The sequence below is a fragment of the Marinomonas rhodophyticola genome (assembly GCF_026113935.1).
In the GTDB taxonomy this organism is placed as follows: Bacteria; Pseudomonadota; Gammaproteobacteria; order Pseudomonadales; family Marinomonadaceae; genus Marinomonas; species Marinomonas rhodophyticola.
Map to the genome: position 1 here is coordinate 550475 of NZ_JAPEUL010000009.1, position 19781 is coordinate 570255.

Sequence of the window (19781 nt, forward strand, 5' to 3'; positions counted from 1 at the left end):
AGAGGCTCGCACCGTTAAGTTCGAGTTAAGTTGTTATTTTGGTTGGATCGTTGAACAGACTTGTGTTCCTCGTTTGCCACTGGAAAACGTAGCGTAAGGACTGGGGCGGGTCAATATGCGGACTTTCTAAAAACGGACTTAATTTCCGAGACAGTCAGCGCCTCGGAAATCAAAGGTGAAAATGCAGGATTACTCGTTATCGGCGTAGCCACTGCCAATGGCACTGAAAGGCATATCAAGGTCTAATTCAGGGACTTGTAATCCAATCCAAGCGGGAAAGGTATTGCTGTTTGGTCCCGGAAAAACCGTGTATTCATTGGCCCAAGGGTAGCGCTTTACCGCTTCTTCTATTTTAGGAATCAATGTTTCCGCTTTTGGGCCAATAATAGAAAGTACTTTCTCTGGTTTTGCACCAAACCAGTAACGATCCGGTGTGGCCGTTTGGTATTCGTACAGTGCTGGTAAGCCCCGTTCTACACGCCATCCGACGACTTCATGAACAGTGTATTCAGACGCGTTCTTTTCTTTGGTTGCGACCCATGTATGAACGGCAAACCAGCCGCGCCAGCTAAACGCATCGGCCGCGTAAAATTCGATGACGGCCTCTTTTTCTGTTTCTGGCGATGGCGCGATACCGGCGGGTTCGCGGCTGGCGGTACGCCAATTATCGTTTGAAGAGCAGGCGCTTAAAAATAGCGTGATAAAAAGGAGTCCTAGAAACCTTGTCATGCTTTGTCCTTGTACGGTTAAAATGTTTTGTGTGAATTAAGATACGCAATTTTGAGTGTCCTTGGGTCATTATTTTTTGCTTAGCGAGTGGATGCCACGATTTTTGCGCAGTTCAACCAAGCAATAAAAAACGCCAGTAAACTGGCGTTTTAGAGGTTATTTGAGCTGAATAACACATTAGTTCATTTCAATGATGAAGTCTTCTTTAGCTCGGCGCACTTTTTTCAGATTTTTTAGCCAGTCGCCTTCCTCGGCACGGTAACCCAAAGGAAGCAGAATCACAGAGCGCAGACCGCGTTCAGTTAGACCGAGAATTTCGTCAACTTTAGCAGGGTCGAAGCCTTCCATTGGTGTGCTGTCTACGCCTTCTTCTGCAGCAGCAATCAATGCGGTGCCAAGACCAATGTAAGCTTGACGAGCTGCGTGCTGGTAATTCACCTCTGCGTCACGTGGAGGGTAAGCGCCTAAGATCATTTGGCGATAGTTTTCCCAACCTTCGTTTTTAAAGCCTCGTTCGTCGTTTACTAAGTCGAACATCTTGTTGATGCGTTCTTCCGTGTAGTTGTCCCACGCGGCAAACACCAACAGATGAGAGCAGTCGGTGATTTGAGCTTGGTTCCAAGCATGAGGCACGATGGCTTCACGCAACGCTTTGTTTTTCACCACGATGACTTCATATGGTTGTAGACCGCTTGAGGTTGCGGTTAGGCGAATGGCCTCTAAAATTCGATCTACTTTTTCTTGCTCAACGGCTTTGCTTGAGTCCATTTTTTTGGTGGCATAACGCCAGTTTAATTTTGCTAACAAATTCGACATTTTTAATCCTTAGTAAAGCATGTTTATACCAGTAATATGAGGCCAATGTCAGTGCAGAACAAGTCTTGATTTCAGCAATTAATGAGAAAGTTGAATGATTGGTTAAAGGCTAACTTGGTTGATATAGGGCGATATTTTCTTTAAAAACGCCCTAAAATGGTTCATTTTTGTGCTGGTATGCAGTAAGGTGCGATCTCGAAAATTTCAATGGACCCCCTTCTAATGACATTTGCTCAAAAACCATCGTTGTTACAGCGTTATTTACGCGGCAGTTTGGTACTACACATTGCCATCGGTATTCTTTGTGGCGTGGTATTGGCCTACGTTTCACCCAGTACCGCCTTGTCCACCAGTTTGTTGGGCGATTTCTTTGTAAAAGCCTTAAAAGCCATTGCCCCCATTTTAGTTTTTTTATTGGTAATGGCCTCGATTGCGAATCACAAACAGGCTCAGCAAAGTCATATTCGACCTGTGCTAGTGCTTTATATTGCGGGAACATTTGTTGCCGCATTAACCGCCGTTATGTTTAGCTTTATTTTTCCGACCCATTTGAACTTGGTGTCTCCAGATTTGAGCCAGAGTGCGCCTCAAGGTATTGATGAGGTATTGCATACGCTGGTCTTCAAAATGGTTGATAACCCTGTCAATGCGCTGGTTCAAGGCAATTATGTGGGTATTTTAACCTGGGCCATTGGTTTTGGCTTGGGTTTACGCCACGCTTCTGACGCGACAAAAGCCTTGCTGCAACATCTAGCGAGCAGTGTGACAAATATTGTGTCGGTGATTATTCGCTTAGCCCCGTTTGGTATTTTTGGTCTGGTTGCCAGCACTATTGCTGCAACGGGTTTTGATGCTTTGTTTGGCTATTCGCATTTGTTAGCTGTGCTTATAGGCGCGATGTTATTTATTGCCTTTATTACTAACCCCTTATTGGTATTTTGGAAGATTCGCCGCAACCCTTACCCTTTGGTGTTTAAGTGCCTCAAAGAGAGCGGCGTTACGGCCTTTTTCACTCGCAGTTCAGCGGCCAATATTCCCGTCAATTTAGATTTATGTAAGCGTTTGGATTTGGATGAAGACACTTATTCTGTGTCGATTCCGCTGGGGGCGACGATTAACATGGCGGGCGCCGCGATTACCATCACGGTGTTAACGTTAGCGGCGGTAAACACGCTAGGTATTTCGTTGGATTTTGGAACGGCTGTGTTGTTAAGTGTTATAGCGGCCGTGTCGGCGTGTGGCGCGTCAGGCGTGGCGGGTGGTTCGTTATTATTGATTCCATTGGCGTGTAGTTTATTCAATATTCCCAATGAGATTGCCATGCAAGTGGTGGCGGTTGGTTTCATTATTGGTGTATTGCAGGACTCTGCTGAAACGGCGTTAAATAGCTCGACAGATGTGTTGTTTACGGCGGCCGCTTGTCTTGCTAATGATAAGAACTAGTTAGCTTAATATCAGCGGTAGAGCAAAAACAAGAAGGGGAAGCACTTGGCTTCCCCTTCTTGTTTCTATGGTTTTCTAGTTTAAAGCTTAAACTGGGTCACCAATTTATCCAGTTGGACAGAGAGTTTTTGTAAATTGTTGCTGGACGCTGTTAGCTCATCGGCAATTTCTGAGGTTTCCGTGGTGAGCTGATTAATCTCTTCGACGTTTTTACTCATGTCATTTACCACAAGCGCTTGCTCTTCAGTGGCTGTTGCCACCTGTATATTCATGTCACTGATTTGACCAATATGCTTGGTGATTTGCTCAAGTGAGGTGTTTGCCTCATTGGCTTGTCCTACCACGGTATTGCTTTGGTCTTGGCCGGTTTTGATCGTGGAAACGGTTTTGGCCGATTGTTCCTGTAGCTGATCGATCATTTTTTGTATTTCATCCGTAGAAGCAGCAGAACGACTGGCTAGGTTGCGTACTTCATCGGCAACCACAGCAAAACCGCGTCCTTGTTCACCGGCACGGGCGGCCTCTATGGCGGCATTTAAAGCCAATAAATTGGTTTGCTCTGAAATACTGCGGATGGTATCGAGGATGCTACCAATAGAGTCTGTTTGTGTTGCCAATGAGCCAATGTCAGAGCTGATGTGCTGAATTTCTGTGGATAGAGCAGCGACACCTTGGCGAGCACGAGCGACTAATTCAGCCCCTTGGTGCGCTTGTTTGTCCGCTTCTTGAGCGGCTTTTGCGGCTTGAGAGGCATTTTCTGCAATATTCTCAACTGTGGCGCCCATTTCATGAATCGCTGTAGCAATCTGAGTGGTTCGGTCACGTTCATTTAAACAGTTAGTATGTGTCGCCTTGGCTTTGGCTGCGACATCGTTTGCCGTACGAGCGAGCTGGCGAGAGTTTTCAGCCACATTTTCAATTGCGGCACGCACTTTGGCGATAAATTGATTGAAGTGTTGAGCGATGTCGCTCAGTTCATCTTTGCCATCCAGTGTGATGACTGTGCCAAGATCCAGCTTGTCACTAGCACTGGAAATATGTTGTTGTAAGTAGGAGACACGTTGATTAAGACGTCGTAACATTAACCAAGCTAAGACAATCGACGCCGATAAGGCAATAATGATTAATATAATCATGTTATTGCGACTTGCTTCGTAGTTAATTTGGCTCTGCGTGTAACCCTGTTTGCCTTGCTCTAATAATTCATCCAAAATTTTATTGACGGCTTTGCGCATGACACCGTAGCTATCAGCGTATTTGGTTTTGTATATTTCTTGCGCTGTGGTTAGGTCGTTATTTTCCATGGCGGTTAACATGGGAGCGAGTTCATCGCTTTTGACCTTAGCAAAAATATCGATAATCTTTTGTACTTCAGCACGCATGAGAGGGTTTACTTGCGCCTCTAGTGCTTGTTTTAAAGCCATGTCCATTTCAGGAATGTCTTCAGTACGCGTTTCTTTTATGCGAGTTAGGACACCTTTTTTATCCTGCATGGCGGGGATTTCTTGCAACAAAATAATGTCGATACCGACACGCATGCGAGGAATACGAGAGGCCACTTCGGCAAGTGAGCGCATTGGGGCGCTGGTGTTTTGAGCGAGTTGTTTGGTTTGCTCTTGCACGTTAGAAAGGCCTTGTAATCCAGCCCAACTGACGAGAAATAGAGCAAGACAAGGTAGGGCAATCACAAGAGCAAATTGCACTTTTAGAGACATTTTATTAAAAATCACGATGTATTACCTGCTATTGTTTTTTGATCATGCAATTAATGTGAAAGCTTCAATGCTTATTTTTTTAGAGAATAGAATGTACCTCTCCAATTATACAAGGAACTTCCTATAATAAATGTGTTTTTTGTATAGTGTTGTGAATCTGTGATGTTAAGACTAATAAATGACACTTTTTAGTGAGTAGGGAGACATTTTTCATGAATCATCAAAGGAGCTTATATTGAGTAAGACGTTTCGGTCTCTTGCCAATCCGAATTATCGTATTTGGTTTGGTGGCGCTGTCATTTCTAATATTGGTACTTGGTTACAGCGTACTGCTCAGGATTGGATTGTTATTGCCGAGTTATCTGATAAGAATGCCTCAGCCGTTGGGTTGGTGGTGTTTTTGCAATTCGCACCACAAATATTGCTGTTGCCTATTACGGGGTGGGCGGCGGATCGGCTGGATCGCCGTAAACTCTTGTTTACGACGCAATGTTTGATGGCCGGGTTGGCCTTGATATTAGGTTTGTTGGTCTTGAGTGGGCATGTGGTGCTTTGGCAGGTGTGCGTTTGTGCGTTTGCCTTAGGATGTGTGGCGGCCTTTGATGCTCCTGCAAGACACGCATTCGTTTCAGATATTGTCAGTGAGAAAGAGTTGTCCAATGCCGTTGGGCTTAATTCTGTGTCGTTTAATTCGGCTCGCCTCGTTGGCCCTGCTATTGCGGGTCTGTTAATTGCGTCGGTTGGCAGTGGTTGGGTATTTATGATCAATGTGCTGTCTTTTGTACCGTTGTTAATCGCGTTGCACCTGTTTAAACACCGATTGCCGAAAGTCGAAGCAGATAACAGTAAGAAAACGCCGGATGTGGCGAAGTTCTTAGACGGTTTTCGCTATATTTGGCAACATCGAGAAATGGCCGTGATTTTAGTGATGTCGTTTTTGATTTGCAGTTTGGGAATGAACTTCTCGGTGTACTTGTCCGCTATGACGGTGCATGTTTTCCAAGGGCACGCAGACCAATATGGTTTTTTGATTTCAATGATGGCAATTGGCTCTATTTCGGGCGCCATGGTGACCGCCAGTCGCCGCTCTTCACCGACTTTTCGCTTTATGATTTATGTGGCTGCTATGTTTTCTGTCAGCTGTCTTTTGGTCGCTATTAGTCCGTCGTTTTGGTCTTTTGCTGTATTGCTGATTTTCCTTGGCCTTAGTTTGCAATTGTTTACCACGTCCACCGCATCATATATGCAGGTGGCAACGCAGAAGCGTTACCGTGGTCGAGTGATGGCGGTGGTGTTGGCGACGGCATTAGGAAGTACCGCGTTGGGCGCGCCTTTGGTTGGTTGGGTGGCCGATGTATTTGGGGACTCGGTGGGCAATCGGGATGGGCAGTTTATCGGGTATGGTAGCGGCAATGTTAGGTTTTTGGTTTTTGCGTCAACAAGCTAAAGCACCATTGAAGATGGAGTCCCACGATAAATTGCAGTAGTCTAAGTAACTCAAGATGCCATTGCTAAAAACGGTATATTCTTTTGCATAAGTCTAAAAAAAACGAAGGAGAAATCTATGTCACAGCATTTGGTATTAAGTTTTATTGGTGAAGATCGTCCCGGTATTGTTGAGCGTTTGTCTGACACGATTGCTCGGCATCATGGTAACTGGTTAGAAAGCCGCATGGCGCATCTGGCAGATAAGTTTGCTGGTATTTTAACGGTGACTGTTCCCTTGGAGCACCAAGAATCACTAGTTAACGCATTGCGTAACTTTGAGCAACTGGGCTTGCGTGTCACGGTCGAAATGGCGAAACAGAACGTCACCGAAGGGTCGACTTTGTCGCTGTCTGTGGTCGGCAACGATCGTCCAGGGATTGTTAAAGAAGTATCGCAAGTGCTGCATTCCTTGATGGTCAACGTCAAAGAGTCTCACCACCACTTGTGAGCCTGCGCCGATGAGTTCCGAGATGCTGTTTAAAACCGACATGGTATTGGTTGTGCCAAAGGGGTTGCCATTATCTGAATTGGAAGCTGCTCTCGAGAAAATAAGCAGCGACTTAATCGTTGAATTATCCGTTGATCGTTTAGTTTAACGTCGGTGGGTATCAAAACGCTTGAGCATAAAGTCAATCAAGAGGCGTAGCCGAAAAGGCATATTATCTCGGTCACGGTAGAGCATCTGGCAGCCTCGAGGTTGATTGCTCCATTCAGGTAAAACTTGTCGAAGTTCTCCCGAGTCAATCAAGGGTTGCGCGTGATAATCAGGTATGAATCCGATGCCTAAGCCGTCTTGAATCGCGCGAGTGAGCAAACTCATGTCGTCTACTTTTAGGCGAATGTTGCTGTTTGGCTTGTGGTCTTGCATCTCTCCAGAGACAGTGTTTTGCAGCTTCCATGTAGACATAGGCGAACACAAGACCGTGGGAAAGCCGTCTAAGTCGTAGGGCGTTTTTATGCTAAACAGGTCTAAATTCACTGAGCCACAGATGACAAAGCGGATATTAGTTAAATGCCTGCCAATCCAATGGTCGGCATTATGATCGCCGACGCGAAATGCAATGTCGATGGCTTCTTCCTCAATATCGATAGTTTGATTCGATAGACGTAAATCTAAATGGATATCAGGGTATTGATTTAAAAAGGCATTAAAGTGCTGAGCTAAAACGTGAACACCGAAATTCACTGGTGCCGATATTCTAATGGTGCCTTTGGCTTGGGTGTTGTCCTGTAAAAGACATACGGCGACGTCGTTCAACTCTTCAAACAGAGGTAAGCTTCTTTCGTAATAGCGTTGTCCTGAGTGAGTAAGCTGTACTCTGTGTGCATCTCGATTTAATAATCTAATGGCCAAGTCTGCTTCGAGTTTGGCAATACGTCGACTCAATGTGGACAGCGGTATTTCTAACGCAATGGAAGCTTGTTTAAAGCTGCCATGTTGTGCAACCGCGCAAAAACAACGCATGTCATCAAGGGAATAATTAAATTTCATATCTGGAATTTACTATCTCATTTTTGTCTATTTATGCCGAATTTAAAATCTATACACTAAGGATCATATTTTCAAGTGTCCTTTTAGTGGAGAAAGGTATGAATCGTTCGGCGAATATGAATGCCGTCTTGTTATTATTACTGTGTACATTTTTTTGGGGAGCGTGTTTCCCTGTGGGTAAACATGCGTTGGGAGAAGTACACGCGCTTACCTTGGTTATTTGGCGTTTTGCTATCGCTGCTATTTGTCTGTTTATTTATGCTAAGTGGAAAAACATTCCAATGCCTAGTCTTACGACCAAACAATGGACGTGGGCGATTGGCATTTCTATTGTTGGGGTGGGCGGCTTAAACCTTGGTTTGTTTACTGGTTTAGCTCATACCGATGCAAGTAATGGTGCCCTTATTATGGCGCTTAGCCCATTGGCTACATCTTTGATTGGTTCTTTGTTGCAACGCAAATTGCCTGCTCGCGGCGCCGTGTTTAGTTTGGTGGTTTGTTTGTCTGGTGTCTTGCTGGTGTTAACCAATGGTGAACTAAAACGCTTGTTGGGTTTTGAGTTCAATCACGGTGATCAAATGATTTTTCTAGGCATGTTGTGCTGGAGCCTTTATACCTATTTAACTCAGGGTGTGAGCCGTTGGATGCCGATGATTCCATATACTTTAGTTGGCATGTTATCGGGATTAGGGGTGATTTCTTTGGTCACGGTGTTTAGTGCTGAGGTTCATCCTCTGCAAGAAAGTTTGGCGATCAGTGGCAATGTTTTGGGTGACTTATTGTTCATCGGTGTGTTTGGCACTGTGGGTGGTTACTTGTTGTGGATTTCTGGGGTGACGCAACTCGGTGCAGCCAACGCATCTTTGTTCTTCAATTTCGTTCCTGTTTTTGCCGCGCTTACCGCTTTTGCTTACGGACAGAATGTGACTGAACTGCAGCTGCTTGGTGTGGCGATTGTGATTGCTGGCTTGTTGCTGCCAAGACTTGCTAAATGGCAGCAACAAAGACGCGTTAATCGACAAGAGGCCACATCGATTGGTTAAGCATTACAATGAAATTCAAAGTGCTTCGATGTTTTTCAAGCACCATTCTGCTCTATGTAACACGGCGTGCTTTTGCGCGTCGTTTTGCTTATCCCAATTGCCATAAATCATGCCGATGCGTGGATTGGTTGCGAGACGTTCTCTATGCTTGACCATAAAGCGCCAATACAAACTGTTGAGTGGGCAAGATTCCTCACTGGTTTTTTCTTTCACCTTGTAATGACAATCGCTGCAGTAGTCGCTCATTTTTTGCATATAACTGCCACTGGCGGCATAGGGTTTGGACGCGATCCAGCCACCGTCAGCAAATTGACTCATGCCACGTGTGTTAGGTAGCTCTACCCATTCTAAGGCGTCTACATAAATCCCTAAATACCATTCGTCGACTTGTTGTGGTTCAATCTCTGTTAACATGCAAAAGTTCCCTGTCACCATCAGTCGCTGAATATGGTGGGCGTATGCATAATCGAGTGATTGCCCAATGGCGCTGGCAAGGCACTTCATTTTCGTCTGTCCATGCCAGAAGTAGTTGGGTAAATTTCGCTGGGCTTGTAACGCATTCTGTTCTTGATAATCTGGCATATTGATCCAATACATGCCGCGGACATATTCGCGCCAGCCGAGAATTTGCCGCACGAAACCTTCGATTTGCGCAATGTCGATGGTGTCGTTTTCTTGATAGGCCGTAATCGCGGCTTTGATGACATGCTTTGGGCTGATCAATTTCGCGTTAAGCGCAAAAGACAAACGTGAATGGTACAAGCTCCAACTATGGGGTGTTTGGTTTGTCATCGCGTCTTGAAAGCGGCCAAAGTTCGGTAGCAAGTGCTTACAGAAAAAATCGAGCAAATTCAATGCGTCTTGGCTGGTCACAGGCCAAAGTAGACGAGAGTCTATTTTTCCAAGAAACGGAATCTCGTGACGCTGAATGCGTTCAAGCAAATGTGCCACATCATGCTGAAAACACAGCGGAGCTGGAATGTCGGCGAGGTCTTTTGTTTTTAGCTTATTGCGATTGGCGTTGTCATAGTTCCATTGGCCGCCTTCTGGTTCTCTATCGCCTGTCATCAATATATTAAAGCGCTGGCGCATCTTACGGTAAAAGTGCTCCATACGAACCGTGTGTTTGGCTTGAAAAAAATCCGGTATCTCATGAAAAGGCAATAAAAAGTGTTCGCTATCGACCATGCTGACAGTCAGTTTAGCTGTGTCCGTGATCAGGGCGTGATATTGCTGCAACACACGATATTCATCGGGGCGCTGCAGCTCTATACGATCAATATTATGTTGTTTAGCGAGGCTTAAAATGACTTCTTCAAGGCTCTGGTTTTGCGTGTCATCCAAAGTGAGATAACACACGTCATGGCCGTTTTCTTTTAAGGCGCTAGCAAAGCGTTCCATGGCGAGGAAAAACGTGCAAAGCTTTTGAATATGATGTGTGACATAGGTAGCTTCTGGATGCAGCTCGGCGATGACATATAACACACCTTGATCTTGTTGTTTGAACCAAGAGTGCGCGGCGTTAAGCTGATCGCCAAGAATGAAACGTAAGGTGTGGTACTGTGTCATGGGGATCCTTTGGTTTTTTTAGACCGTTTAGAGGGTCTAACATGCGTGGCTAAGATGCGTTGCTTTTCCTGTTTCACCTCAAATTGCTGACGATACCCCCACAGTCTGTCTCTCGCCGCTTTTCCGGCCTCTACTAGCGGAACAATAGGGGCTGGGTAATCGACACCAACATGACATTGATATAAGGCTTCTTCCATGGGCGTCATTTCCCAAGGAGCATGAACAAGAGGAGCGGGGACTTCTTTTAATTCTGGCACCCAACGGTGAATAAATTCGCCATCGGGATCTTGGTCTTGGGCTTGTTTAAGTGGGTTGTAGATGCGTATTGTATTGGCGCCCGTCACGCCGGCTTGCATTTGAAATTGCGGGTAATGAATACCAGGCTCAAAGTCTAAAAATAGGCGAGCTAGATGATGCACACCTTGTCGCCAATCAATGTTCATATGATGGCATAAAAACTCACCATCATGGCTCTCATACGAAAATTCATATAGCCCGTTGCGTTGACAGCGCGCATGCACGCATCAATGATTGGATAGCCAGTCTGACCTTGTTGCCAAGCCTGTAAATCGGCATCGACTTGTGCATCTTGGCGATAAGGGAAAGCGTCGTAGGCGCGATTGACGGGTCGAAACTCCATCGCACATTCGCTTTCGAATTTCTGCATAAAATGGCAATGCCAATGTAATCGGGAACTTAAGGCGATGAGTGTTCGACGCCAGCCAGGAGTTTGCCAGCGAGACAGTAGGTCTTGGTAGACCTCTCTTAGGCTGATATTCCCCCACGCCAAATAAGGGGATAATCGAGTACAAGCGGAACGGCTGTTCAGAGGGCTTGAAATAGAGCGATAATAATCCTTACCTCGGCCGTTATAAAAGCTTTCTAGGGTACGCCAAGCCAGCGTTGGGCCGCCAGTCTGCATGCCCTTTTGAGGTGTTTTCCATGACTCCGGTAAGCTGATGTCCACATGCTCTAACGGATACCAAGAAAGATGGTTGAGTTTGATGTCGACAATGGGCGAGCGCATCACTTTTTGCCAAGCATCGTCCCATGACACTCTATTTTTGAGCGCACGAATGACCGCACCCGTTGGCGACTCTTGCCAGTGAATATGGTTGAGTCGACACCAGTGCTTTACTTTTTTATCGCGCTGAAACGTTAGATCTATACCAATTTCTTCACTGCTGAACAGTTGATCGAATTGAGTTTGCTGGTGGAGTTCTATTAGTGCCTCTAAGGCTTCTTTATAGACAATGTACAAACGTCCACCGACCTCAACCAGTTGTTGGTTAATGTCCTCTAAAGATTGCCACACAAAACGCCAATGGCGTACATCGTAATGTGGGTCTGCCACCAAGCTCGGCTCAAAAGCATACAGTACAATGAGCGGCCTATTTTGTTCGATCGCATTGGCAAGTGGCTCATGGTCTGTAAGGCGCAGATCGCGCTTTAACCAAACGACGACTGGGTTAGTAGATAACAACATTATGAATGAGGGTAAATCGGCCAGTCGGCGGCGTCGACCGAGTCCAATTGGGTGTCAAAGACTTGGCCTTGCCATTTATGAATAAAATGTTGGTTTGGGTCGTATTGTTCGGTTTGCTTTTGCAAATTGAAGTGACGGCCGCCTCTTGGATCGGCGCCAACGCCCGCTATGTATTGCCAATTCCCCCAGTTTGAGTCGACATCATAATCGATCAATTGCTGCTCAAAATAAGCCGCACCGTAACGCCAATCGATGCCTAGTTCGTAGATCAAACAACTGGCCACTATTTGACGTCCGCGGTTGCTCATAAAACCCGTCTGATTGAGCTGTTTCATACAGGCGTTCACTAAGGGATAAGGTGTATTGCCTTGACTCCATTTGCGAAAACGCTCCGCGTAATAACTGGCTTGTGTTTGCTTACCCGATAATCCGCCGGGTAAAAAAAGCTGTTTGCCGTAACGGGTGGCGTACCAGTGAAAGTACTCGCGCCAAAGCAACTCAAAGTAAATCCAATAGGTCGATTCACTGGCGCCATGGTCACGCTCGTAAGCGTCCAAACTGGCTTTGATTTGCCGTACCGATACACTGCCTTGTGCCAACCAAGGTGAAAATTTGGTGGAGTTTTCCCAGCCGTCTAATTCGTTGCGAGTTTCTTTATAAAGACTGGGCAAATTTGTCGAAAAGTAGTCACTTAATTGATCCATTGCGGCTTGCTCGCCACCTGTAAAGGCGCCGTTTTCCAAGCTTGAGACATCTTGCCAAGGACGAATTTTTTGGATATTGAAAATGGCCGCAGGCGGCAAGGTTTCCACGGACGGCAATGGAGACGCAGGGTGAATGTTTTCGACAAAGCGGCGAAATTTTGAAAAAGAGCTGGGCAGTTCGGTTATCTCAAAAGGCAGCTGAGAGGGTCTAAACAAACTCAAATCATGTCCTAAATGAACGCGAACGTCGGGGAACTGATGGATGATACGCTTAAGCGCTTGCTGTTCATCCCAGCCACCGTGGTGGTTTCGATAAAGGTGAGAGATAGGTACTTCGTTTAGCAGCAAGTTTAAGCTGGTGGCCGCATCCATAGAACTAATGAATAAGGTTTGCCCTAATGCTTGTAGCTGTTGCGCTAGGTCTTTAAGTCCTTGATTTAAAAAGCGTCTTCGATTCGCAGACATGCCCTGTGTGGCATATCGACTGGGACGATTGTTATGGGGACTCATCGCAATACAGGCAAACCAGATGATCGACCTCCTGTGCTGCTTGCCACAACATATCTTGATCAGCACAACGCAAATCATTTCCAAACCACATGACGCCCACTTTCATTATAAACTTCCTATAACATTGCTCTCTATATAAGCCTAGTACGTATTTAAGAGACAATTAGATTGTTTTAAATCGTTTTTTTGTTTTTTCAGTGAGCAAAATAGAAAAATACACGTTTATTTTACGGGGATGATAAAAACCATATCAAAAATAAGGTTATAATGGGTGAAATTTTCCTGTTAACGTCAAAGGTAGTGATAAACAATGAGTCTTCCTAATTGCCCACAATGTAACTCCTCTTATGTGTACGAAGATCAAGCCATGCTGATTTGCCCTGAGTGCGCGCACGAATGGAATCCAAATGAAGTTGTGGTGGACGAAGATGCGCTTATTATCAAGGACATGGGCGGCAACGTGTTGCAAGAAGGCGACAAGGTGACCTTGGCAAAAGACCTTAAAGTAAAAGGATCGTCTCAAGTGCTAAAAATTGGCACCAAAGCGACGATTAAACGTTTTGTAGATGGCGACCACGATATTGACTGCAAATTGGATGGTGGCGGTGAAATGATGCTGAAATCTCAATTTGTGAAAAAGTCTACAGTCTAAACAACAGACAATACGTTAGACGCCATTCAATAGTATTTGGTTAAAACGAAATGCCTTCTGATTGAGTCAGGAGGCATTTTTTTATCGCTTATGTCTACGTATTAATGTGTCTTTTGGATTGATTTTTTTAGTTTTTTTCGCTTTCTAGGGATTCTTTTTGTCTTCACAATGCATGGCTGGTTTTTATTTGCTTGGGGGCGTAAGCTGCCTTGGTTGGGTTGATATTTAGTCAATCATGATTCTTTATAAGGCGTATAGGTACTATGTTTAGCCAACTTAAAATTTCTCAGCGTTTGGGGTTAGGATTTGCTTTTATCTTTGCGCTATTGTTGCTGATTGCCTTAGTGGGAATGCAGCGCGTTAATGTGATTGATAACACATTAACGAGTGTGCGTGATGGCGCTACGTTGAAGCAACGTTATGCGATTAATTTTCGTGGCAGCGTCCATGACAGAGCTATTGCCGTTCGTGATGTTGTCTTAGCCTCGGATCCTGCGCGTCTGAATCAAGAGCTCACCTTGATTAAAGAGTTAGACTCGTTTTATCAGCAATCGGCGAAATCTATGAGTCAACTCATGTTGGCCGAAGCTTCCTCAGTTGAAAGAGCCTGTTAAAAGCTATTCAAGATATTGAAGTCACGACACAGAAGTCGACGAAAGCCTTGTTGGATTTGGCTCAACAAGGCAATACTACGCTTGCCACTGAACTGTTAATGCAAGACGTATCCCCAGCTTATACGGAATGGCTAAAACGCATAAATGCTTTTATTAATCACCAGGAAGAGGTCATTAATGAAGACATTGGCGTTGTGATGAGGGTTGCCAGTACGTTTGTTAAGTTAATGCTGATCGTTACTCTTATCGCCGCGGTCTTCAGTGTTCTAGTAGCGATTACCTTGATTCGAAGCATACAAGCGCGAATTGGCGGCGAACCTGAAGATGTTGCCGAGCTAGTGCAGCGAATCGCCGATGGGAATCTGAATGTCAAAATAGAAACGAATTATCCCAACAGCATGATTGGGAGTGTTCGCACCATGGTGTCGCGTTTACAACAAATTATCCTAGATGTGCGTAGTGCCGCCGATGAACTCGACATTGCGTCGTCTGAACTGAACACCACGGCAAATGAAAATAACCGTCGTCTTCGTCAGCAGTCTTCCGATACCACACAAATGGCGGCTGCCATCAACGAAATGTCGGCCTCGGTTTCTGAAGTCGCAGGCCACGCAGGCCACGCAGCAGAAGCAACGCAGAAAGTGGATCGCGAAGTAGAAAGTGGTAACACAAAAGTCAATTCAACCGCAGAAGCCATTATGCATCTGTCTGAGACATTAGAGTTGGCCGCAACAACAGTCGAGAAAGTGTCGGTTGATAGCGGCAATATTGAAAAAATCACCGACGTTATCAGCGCCATTGCAGAACAGACGAATTTATTGGCGTTGAACGCCGCCATTGAAGCGGCGCGAGCAGGTGAACATGGCCGAGGCTTTGCGGTTGTGGCCGATGAAGTACGTTCATTGGCGACACGTACACAGCAGTCGACCAGCGAGATTAGTAACATGATCGTTCGTCTACAAGAAGGATCAAGCAAAGCCGCTGAGATCATGAACACCAGTCGAGAGCGGGCGCAAAAAACCGTTGAACAAACTCAAGAAGCCCGTGCCGCTTTGGCGAGTATTCGTACTGAGGTTATGGCGATTAATGACATGAACACGCAAATCGCGCAAACGTCAGCGGAGCAAGAGCGCGTGGCGGAAGACATGAACTTAAATATTACCCGAGTACACGAAGCCACCATGGAAAGTGCTTCTGGCTCTGAGCAAGTGGCTCAATCGAGTGAACGCCTTGCGCAATTATCGAAGAAACTGACCACAAAAGTGAGCTTTTTCAAGGCGTAACCACGCCAGCGAAACACAATAAAAGGGCCTTTGAATGACAAAGGCCCTTTTATTTACTAACGTTATCTATCATGTATTTCTTAAACTTAGTATTTGTTTAAGACCTTCGCTTTAAAGACATAACTACCAAATGGCACTAATGACGCAACAAAACCCATCAAGGCGTGTTTTGATGAAACCCCATAGCGAGACACACTTAACGCCAGAAGAATATTAAACAAGATAAACAAGCCACCATGAATCGGGCCAATGATGCTCACATACTCAGGCATGTCCATCAGGCGCTTCAATGGCACGGCAATGAAGAGCAACAATAGTAGCGATGTGCCTTCTAAAATGGAGATAAAACGTAACATTTTCATACTATGTCTCTTGTGTTGAAGTGTGTTGAAAAACGTACCAAGCACTAATCAGACCCCAGAATAGCATTTTAATTTCATTCCAAGGTTGGTTATTTAAAGAGTGGAATCATGTAAGCAGAGTCATTCAGTGTGAACGCGTTTTTTCTATCCAAGCCTTAGTGCCATTACTGCTTTTCCGACACCGTTGTCATTTATTTTATGTACCACTTCAAAGTCATGCTTTAAATACAAATCAATATTGTGTTGTTCGCATTGCAGATACAGCGACGAAATCCCAACGCTCTTAGCGTGATGAAAAGTGTGAGGCAGGATAATGTTGGAATAACCGTGTCCACGTTTATCTGCTGGAACGAAAACACCACCGAGCCAAGCCTTGTAGTCGGGAAAATCAGGATGTTCATGGAACTTCAGCTCCGCTACAGCCAGCAAGTCGTCATTATCATGCAATACAAAAGAGATCGGCAGTGCCGCTCTACTTTCTGCCATGAGGGTCACTTTTTGGACAATATCCTCTATTGAAGTGTTGGGCGTTAAATGCCGCCATTCATTGAAATACCACTGAGCAATCGTGGGAATGAATTGTTTTTTGTCGGCGAGGAATGAGACTGTCATCATTGTCCTTAACGTTTTCAAATAAGCTCTAATTTTAGTTTTTTACCTAACGCTGTCACTGCATTATCCAAGTTATGAAACATGAAAGAAGTATTACTTGGATCAAGCCGTCTATCCAATTCAGATTTAGGTGTCTTTCGGGGTTTCTTTATAGAGGTATTGCGTAAAATTAGTTCGTTATTGAGGTATTGGAAAGAGAGCGATTTGCTAATTTATGAGTTGTTCCGATCATCATTCCATAACGATATTGAAATAGTGAGGGGTAAGAAAAATAGGTTTGAGCTGTAATTAAATTGGCATTTAATAAAAAAACATGTCATTTTATGTCGCCTTATTTGTTATGAACAAAAAGGAGACGTTTGTTTTATGAAAAAAATCACCACATCGTTACTCGTTGCCTTGCCTTTATTGAACAGTAGTGCTGTGTTTGCAGCGGATCAAGATACTGTCTGTAAGTCAAAAGAGTACAATATGGCGCTGCGTTATCAGCAACAGTCTGCCGAAGTGATGGCACTCCAACTACAGGCTTATCAGTTTGCAACACAGCGTTTTATACAGATTTTAGCGAACCATGATTCCGATAAAAAGCCTGCTGTGGTGTTGGATTTGGATGAAACTGTGATAGATAACACGCCATTATTAGTTCGTGATGTAAATAATTGTCACGATTATACATCTTGGGATACTTGGAGTGATTGGGAGAAAAAAGGCGAACCGACCTTGATTCCAGGCGCAAAAGATTTTATCGATTTTGTTACCCAGCAAGGCGTGAAAATTTACTATATCTCAGATCGTTTTCAAGAGAACAAAGCCGACACGATTAAGACTCTGAAAAAACTGAAGGTTGCTCAAGTAAGCAGTGATAATGTGTTGTTGTATACCGAGTCGAAAGAAGCACGTCGTGATATTGTTCGCAAAGAGCACGATATTCTTATGTTGATTGGCGATAGCTTGCATGATTTTGCTGCCGAGTTTAAAAATAAGGAATCGACAGAGTACCAACGCGGCTTAGTTGCCAAAGAAGCCAAGCATTTTGGTAACGATTGGATCGTTATGCCTAATGCCTCCTATGGCTCTTGGTCGAAGTCAGAGCTAAAAGCATGGGATGAAAAAGCCGCTGAATAGAGCATAAACAGCCAATACGAATTTAGGTTTGTATTGGCTGTTTATCGTGTTCGTCTTTTAGTAATGGTAACGACACTGAACAATGTACAACTGGTTATCATCGACTTTATAGACAAGTCTATGTTCTCGGTCTATACGGCGTGACCAGTAGCCAGACCAATTGTGTTTTAGTGGCTCTGGATCGCCAAGCCCTTCAAAAGGCTGACGTAAGATATCTTTGATAAGTGTATTGATGCGTTTCAGCGTCTTCTTATCTTTTTGTTGCCAGTATAGATGATCATCCCACGCATGATCGGCTTAAGAAAAATCATTCCTCGATTAGATTCCTTTCTACTGTGTTGCCAGCTTCCATTTCGGCAATGGCTTCATTTAATCGCGCTGCATTTTTCGGACTCGCCATTAGATACGCGGTTTCTTCATAGGCTTGGAAATCTTCCAAGCTAATCAGCACAGCTGGTTTCCCGCCCTGACGAGTAATGAGAACAGGCTTATGATCGTCATTCACTTTATCAAACGTGCTAGCAAGATTTGCTTTAAAAGCTGAGTAACTTAACGTATCCATAATATCTTCCTTAAAGTAAGAACTTAAAATTGTACTTGTACTTATTTTTTCTACGCAAGACTAAGGGCGTGTTTCAACACACTTCAAATAAAGTGACTTCTACCAAGTCGGGTTTGCGCACGCCAACGCCGATAAAGACGCGTTCGGTGATCCATTGGAAGCGTTCTGCGCTGGTTTCGAATTTTGGCACACAGCGGAAGTAGACGTCTTTTGGGTCAACCACTTCGCCGTTTTTTATTTTCTGGGTGACGTCCTCCGAGGCGACGCGGATGGCGTCATTGTGGATGTAGATGCGTTCCCCTTGGTCGGTTTCAATTGCGTAGCGGGCATCAAGGTGGGTCATACGTGGGGAAACAATAACTTGATAGTCGGCGCCACCGCCCAGTACCTTGCCTTGCCAACCTTCCCCGGTTACTTTTCCACCCAGAATAGGGATAATACGGCGTTCACCGTGCAGGGTGTGTCCAATCTCTTGGGGGACGGCCACTTCTACTTGCAGTGTGGCAAAGAATTTAAGTTCGGGAGCGTGTTGCATAAATCACCTCTTTGTTTTTGTTGTTGAACGGTATTTAGTTAGTATTATTGTTACTTATAGCTCGTATCGATACACGATCATTCCACAGGGCCTCTTTTTATGAAAACCGATAAAAGCACGTTGTCTCGCTTGCCCTTGCAATCCCTGCGTCACCTTGAAGCTGTCGTTCGGCTGGGTAGCTTTGAAGCGGCGGCTCGTGAACTAAGTGTGACACCGGGGGCGGTGAGTCAGCAAATTCGTCGGCTTGAGGATCGCCTTGAAGTAGCTCTGTTTCAACGCCTTGGCAATCGCTCCAAAGCCAACCACATTGCTGTGGAACTGGCTAAGGCGTTACAAGCAGCGTTCTTAATGATCGAAGAAGCCATTGAGACGAACATCGGTCATAAAGAGCGCAGTTCGGTGCAGATCCACCTTTATCAAACGTGGGCGAATCGCTGGTTGATCCCGCGTATTGAGACCTTTGCACAAAGCCATCCTGATATTTCCGTGGAGTTCGAGACGGGCGTTGTTTTACCGCAAAGCGATTATGACTTGGCGTTAAGTATGTCTTTGGAAATACCGTCCGACACGGAAAAGTCGCCGTTGTTTACTCCTCATTTGTGCCCTGTGTGTACTCCGGCGATGGCGGATCGGATTCAAACAGCCGAAGATATTTTAAGCTTGCCAAGAATCGCCTCCAGCAACCGTTTGGATGACTGGGGAACATGGTTGAAAGCCGCCAATTTGTCTTCCGACGAGCGCAAGCCGATCATGGTTTTTCCTAACTCCACTTTGGTGTATGAAGCTGCTTTATCCGGGGCTGGCGTGGCTATTGCGCAATTGGAGCTGGTCTTGGCAGATTTGGAGTCAGGACGCTTGGTGCGCCCTTCGTCCATTGTGACAAATCACATTCATCCGATTAATCTGGTGCGTCGTACTGGTTTTCGTGTGAGCCCTGCCATTGCACAATTCACCGATTGGCTGACCAAGGAAGCCACTGTTTTACGAGACAGAACAGAAGCGTATTTGCGTCAATCCCACTCTGATTTAAAGTAATAGCTA

At 45.1% G+C, this 19781-nt stretch carries 21 protein-coding genes and 2 pseudogenes; 10 read left to right on the forward strand and 13 right to left on the reverse strand.

Annotated features, from left to right (window positions below; translation table 11 throughout):
• Positions 1 to 189: 189 nt before the first annotated feature.
• Together ONZ52_RS17120 and ONZ52_RS17125 are read right to left on the reverse strand one after the other, a co-directional pair.
• Entirely contained in the window at positions 190 to 729 is a 540-nt protein-coding gene (locus ONZ52_RS17120) for a DUF3750 domain-containing protein (protein ID WP_265219904.1), read from the reverse strand.
• A 177-nt stretch (positions 730 to 906) separates the two neighbouring features.
• The gene (locus tag ONZ52_RS17125) at positions 907 to 1545 is read right to left on the reverse strand and encodes an NAD(P)H-dependent oxidoreductase (RefSeq protein WP_265219905.1); all 639 of its coding nucleotides are present in this window, start codon (positions 1543 to 1545) and stop codon (positions 907 to 909) included.
• A gap of 222 nt (positions 1546 to 1767) precedes the next feature.
• Here ONZ52_RS17125 and sstT point away from each other — a divergent pair, with 222 nt between their 5' ends.
• Positions 1768 to 2988 carry a serine/threonine transporter SstT gene (gene sstT / locus ONZ52_RS17130; RefSeq protein ID WP_265219906.1) on the forward strand — a complete coding sequence of 407 codons (1221 nt, stop codon included), beginning with the start codon at positions 1768 to 1770 and terminating at the stop codon, positions 2986 to 2988.
• Positions 2989 to 3068: 80 nt separating this feature from the next.
• Here the strand turns inward: sstT and ONZ52_RS17135 are convergent, their stop codons facing one another.
• Positions 3069 to 4718 carry a methyl-accepting chemotaxis protein gene (locus tag ONZ52_RS17135; protein ID WP_265219907.1) on the reverse strand — a complete coding sequence of 550 codons (1650 nt, stop codon included), beginning with the start codon at positions 4716 to 4718 and terminating at the stop codon, positions 3069 to 3071.
• A 220-nt stretch (positions 4719 to 4938) separates the two neighbouring features.
• Here ONZ52_RS17135 and ONZ52_RS17140 point away from each other — a divergent pair, with 220 nt between their 5' ends.
• The 3 genes from ONZ52_RS17140 to ONZ52_RS17150 all read left to right on the forward strand — a co-directional run bounded on the left by ONZ52_RS17140 (position 4939) and on the right by ONZ52_RS17150 (position 6787).
• The gene (locus ONZ52_RS17140; RefSeq protein WP_265219908.1) at positions 4939 to 6150 is read left to right on the forward strand and encodes an MFS transporter; all 1212 of its coding nucleotides are present in this window, start codon (positions 4939 to 4941) and stop codon (positions 6148 to 6150) included.
• A gap of 117 nt (positions 6151 to 6267) precedes the next feature.
• Positions 6268 to 6639, forward strand: a complete 372-nt coding sequence (locus ONZ52_RS17145; RefSeq protein ID WP_265219909.1) for a glycine cleavage system transcriptional repressor — start codon at positions 6268 to 6270, stop codon at positions 6637 to 6639.
• A gap of 22 nt (positions 6640 to 6661) precedes the next feature.
• Positions 6662 to 6787 (forward strand): ACT domain-containing protein, encoded by a 126-nt coding sequence (locus ONZ52_RS17150; RefSeq protein ID WP_265219910.1) that lies wholly within the window; start codon positions 6662 to 6664, stop codon positions 6785 to 6787.
• On the opposite strand, the gene ONZ52_RS17155 is transcribed toward ONZ52_RS17150, so the two are convergent.
• Positions 6784 to 7683: a LysR family transcriptional regulator gene (locus ONZ52_RS17155; RefSeq protein WP_265219911.1), complete on the reverse strand. Its 900-nt coding sequence runs from the start codon at positions 7681 to 7683 to the stop codon at positions 6784 to 6786. The two genes, ONZ52_RS17150 and ONZ52_RS17155, sit on opposite strands and share 4 nt — an antisense overlap.
• Before the next feature lie 98 nt (positions 7684 to 7781).
• Between ONZ52_RS17155 and ONZ52_RS17160 the strand changes: the two genes are divergently transcribed.
• The gene (locus ONZ52_RS17160) at positions 7782 to 8726 is read left to right on the forward strand and encodes a DMT family transporter (protein ID WP_265219912.1); all 945 of its coding nucleotides are present in this window, start codon (positions 7782 to 7784) and stop codon (positions 8724 to 8726) included.
• A 15-nt stretch (positions 8727 to 8741) separates the two neighbouring features.
• Here ONZ52_RS17160 and ONZ52_RS17165 read toward each other — a convergent pair whose 3' ends face one another.
• The 4 genes and pseudogenes from ONZ52_RS17165 to ONZ52_RS25445 form a co-directional block, all read right to left on the reverse strand.
• Positions 8742 to 10295, reverse strand: coding sequence for a cryptochrome/photolyase family protein (locus ONZ52_RS17165; protein ID WP_265219913.1), 1554 nt, complete (start codon positions 10293 to 10295; stop codon positions 8742 to 8744).
• Positions 10292 to 11781: pseudogene (locus ONZ52_RS17175) on the reverse strand (cryptochrome/deoxyribodipyrimidine photo-lyase family protein). Before ONZ52_RS17175 ends, ONZ52_RS17165 begins: the two are co-directional and overlap by 4 nt.
• The gene (locus ONZ52_RS17180; protein ID WP_265219916.1) at positions 11781 to 12995 is read right to left on the reverse strand and encodes a DASH family cryptochrome; all 1215 of its coding nucleotides are present in this window, start codon (positions 12993 to 12995) and stop codon (positions 11781 to 11783) included. The pseudogene ONZ52_RS17175 and the gene ONZ52_RS17180 overlap by 1 nt, the downstream one beginning before the upstream one ends.
• Positions 12982 to 13101, reverse strand: a complete 120-nt coding sequence (locus tag ONZ52_RS25445; RefSeq protein ID WP_418138506.1) for a deoxyribodipyrimidine photo-lyase — start codon at positions 13099 to 13101, stop codon at positions 12982 to 12984. The genes ONZ52_RS17180 and ONZ52_RS25445 overlap by 14 nt, the downstream gene beginning before the upstream one ends.
• A 204-nt stretch (positions 13102 to 13305) precedes the next feature.
• Here ONZ52_RS25445 and ONZ52_RS17185 point away from each other — a divergent pair, with 204 nt between their 5' ends.
• From ONZ52_RS17185 to ONZ52_RS17195, 3 genes are all read left to right on the forward strand, one after another.
• Positions 13306 to 13647, forward strand: a complete 342-nt coding sequence (locus tag ONZ52_RS17185) for a zinc ribbon domain-containing protein YjdM (protein ID WP_111607451.1) — start codon at positions 13306 to 13308, stop codon at positions 13645 to 13647.
• Positions 13648 to 13910: 263 nt separating this feature from the next.
• Positions 13911 to 14261 carry an MCP four helix bundle domain-containing protein gene (locus tag ONZ52_RS17190; protein ID WP_265219917.1) on the forward strand — a complete coding sequence of 117 codons (351 nt, stop codon included), beginning with the start codon at positions 13911 to 13913 and terminating at the stop codon, positions 14259 to 14261.
• A gap of 47 nt (positions 14262 to 14308) precedes the next feature.
• Complete coding sequence (locus tag ONZ52_RS17195; RefSeq protein WP_265219918.1) at positions 14309 to 15544, forward strand: methyl-accepting chemotaxis protein; 1236 nt, start codon at positions 14309 to 14311, stop codon at positions 15542 to 15544.
• A gap of 86 nt (positions 15545 to 15630) precedes the next feature.
• Here ONZ52_RS17195 and ONZ52_RS17200 read toward each other — a convergent pair whose 3' ends face one another.
• Both ONZ52_RS17200 and ONZ52_RS17205 read right to left on the reverse strand, forming a co-directional pair.
• The gene (locus tag ONZ52_RS17200; RefSeq protein WP_111607449.1) at positions 15631 to 15906 is read right to left on the reverse strand and encodes a DUF3817 domain-containing protein; all 276 of its coding nucleotides are present in this window, start codon (positions 15904 to 15906) and stop codon (positions 15631 to 15633) included.
• A gap of 144 nt (positions 15907 to 16050) precedes the next feature.
• A complete protein-coding gene (locus ONZ52_RS17205; RefSeq protein ID WP_265219919.1) occupies positions 16051 to 16521 on the reverse strand; it encodes a GNAT family N-acetyltransferase in 471 nt (156 codons plus the stop codon).
• Between the two features lie 363 nt (positions 16522 to 16884).
• Here ONZ52_RS17205 and ONZ52_RS17210 point away from each other — a divergent pair, with 363 nt between their 5' ends.
• Positions 16885 to 17643, forward strand: a complete 759-nt coding sequence (locus ONZ52_RS17210) for a 5'-nucleotidase, lipoprotein e(P4) family (RefSeq protein WP_265219920.1) — start codon at positions 16885 to 16887, stop codon at positions 17641 to 17643.
• A 57-nt stretch (positions 17644 to 17700) separates the two neighbouring features.
• On the opposite strand, the pseudogene ONZ52_RS17215 reads toward ONZ52_RS17210, so the two are convergent.
• From ONZ52_RS17215 to ONZ52_RS17225, 3 genes and pseudogenes are all read right to left on the reverse strand, one after another.
• Positions 17701 to 17937, reverse strand: a pseudogene (locus ONZ52_RS17215) (Txe/YoeB family addiction module toxin); the annotation flags it as partial.
• Between the two features lie 13 nt (positions 17938 to 17950).
• Positions 17951 to 18205, reverse strand: coding sequence for a type II toxin-antitoxin system Phd/YefM family antitoxin (locus tag ONZ52_RS17220; RefSeq protein WP_137168958.1), 255 nt, complete (start codon positions 18203 to 18205; stop codon positions 17951 to 17953).
• Positions 18206 to 18278: 73 nt separating this feature from the next.
• Positions 18279 to 18740, reverse strand: a complete 462-nt coding sequence (locus ONZ52_RS17225) for a DUF3237 domain-containing protein (RefSeq protein WP_265219921.1) — start codon at positions 18738 to 18740, stop codon at positions 18279 to 18281.
• A gap of 99 nt (positions 18741 to 18839) precedes the next feature.
• Here ONZ52_RS17225 and ONZ52_RS17230 point away from each other — a divergent pair, with 99 nt between their 5' ends.
• Positions 18840 to 19775 (forward strand): LysR substrate-binding domain-containing protein, encoded by a 936-nt coding sequence (locus ONZ52_RS17230; protein WP_265219922.1) that lies wholly within the window; start codon positions 18840 to 18842, stop codon positions 19773 to 19775.
• The last annotated feature ends 6 nt before the right edge of the window (positions 19776 to 19781 follow it).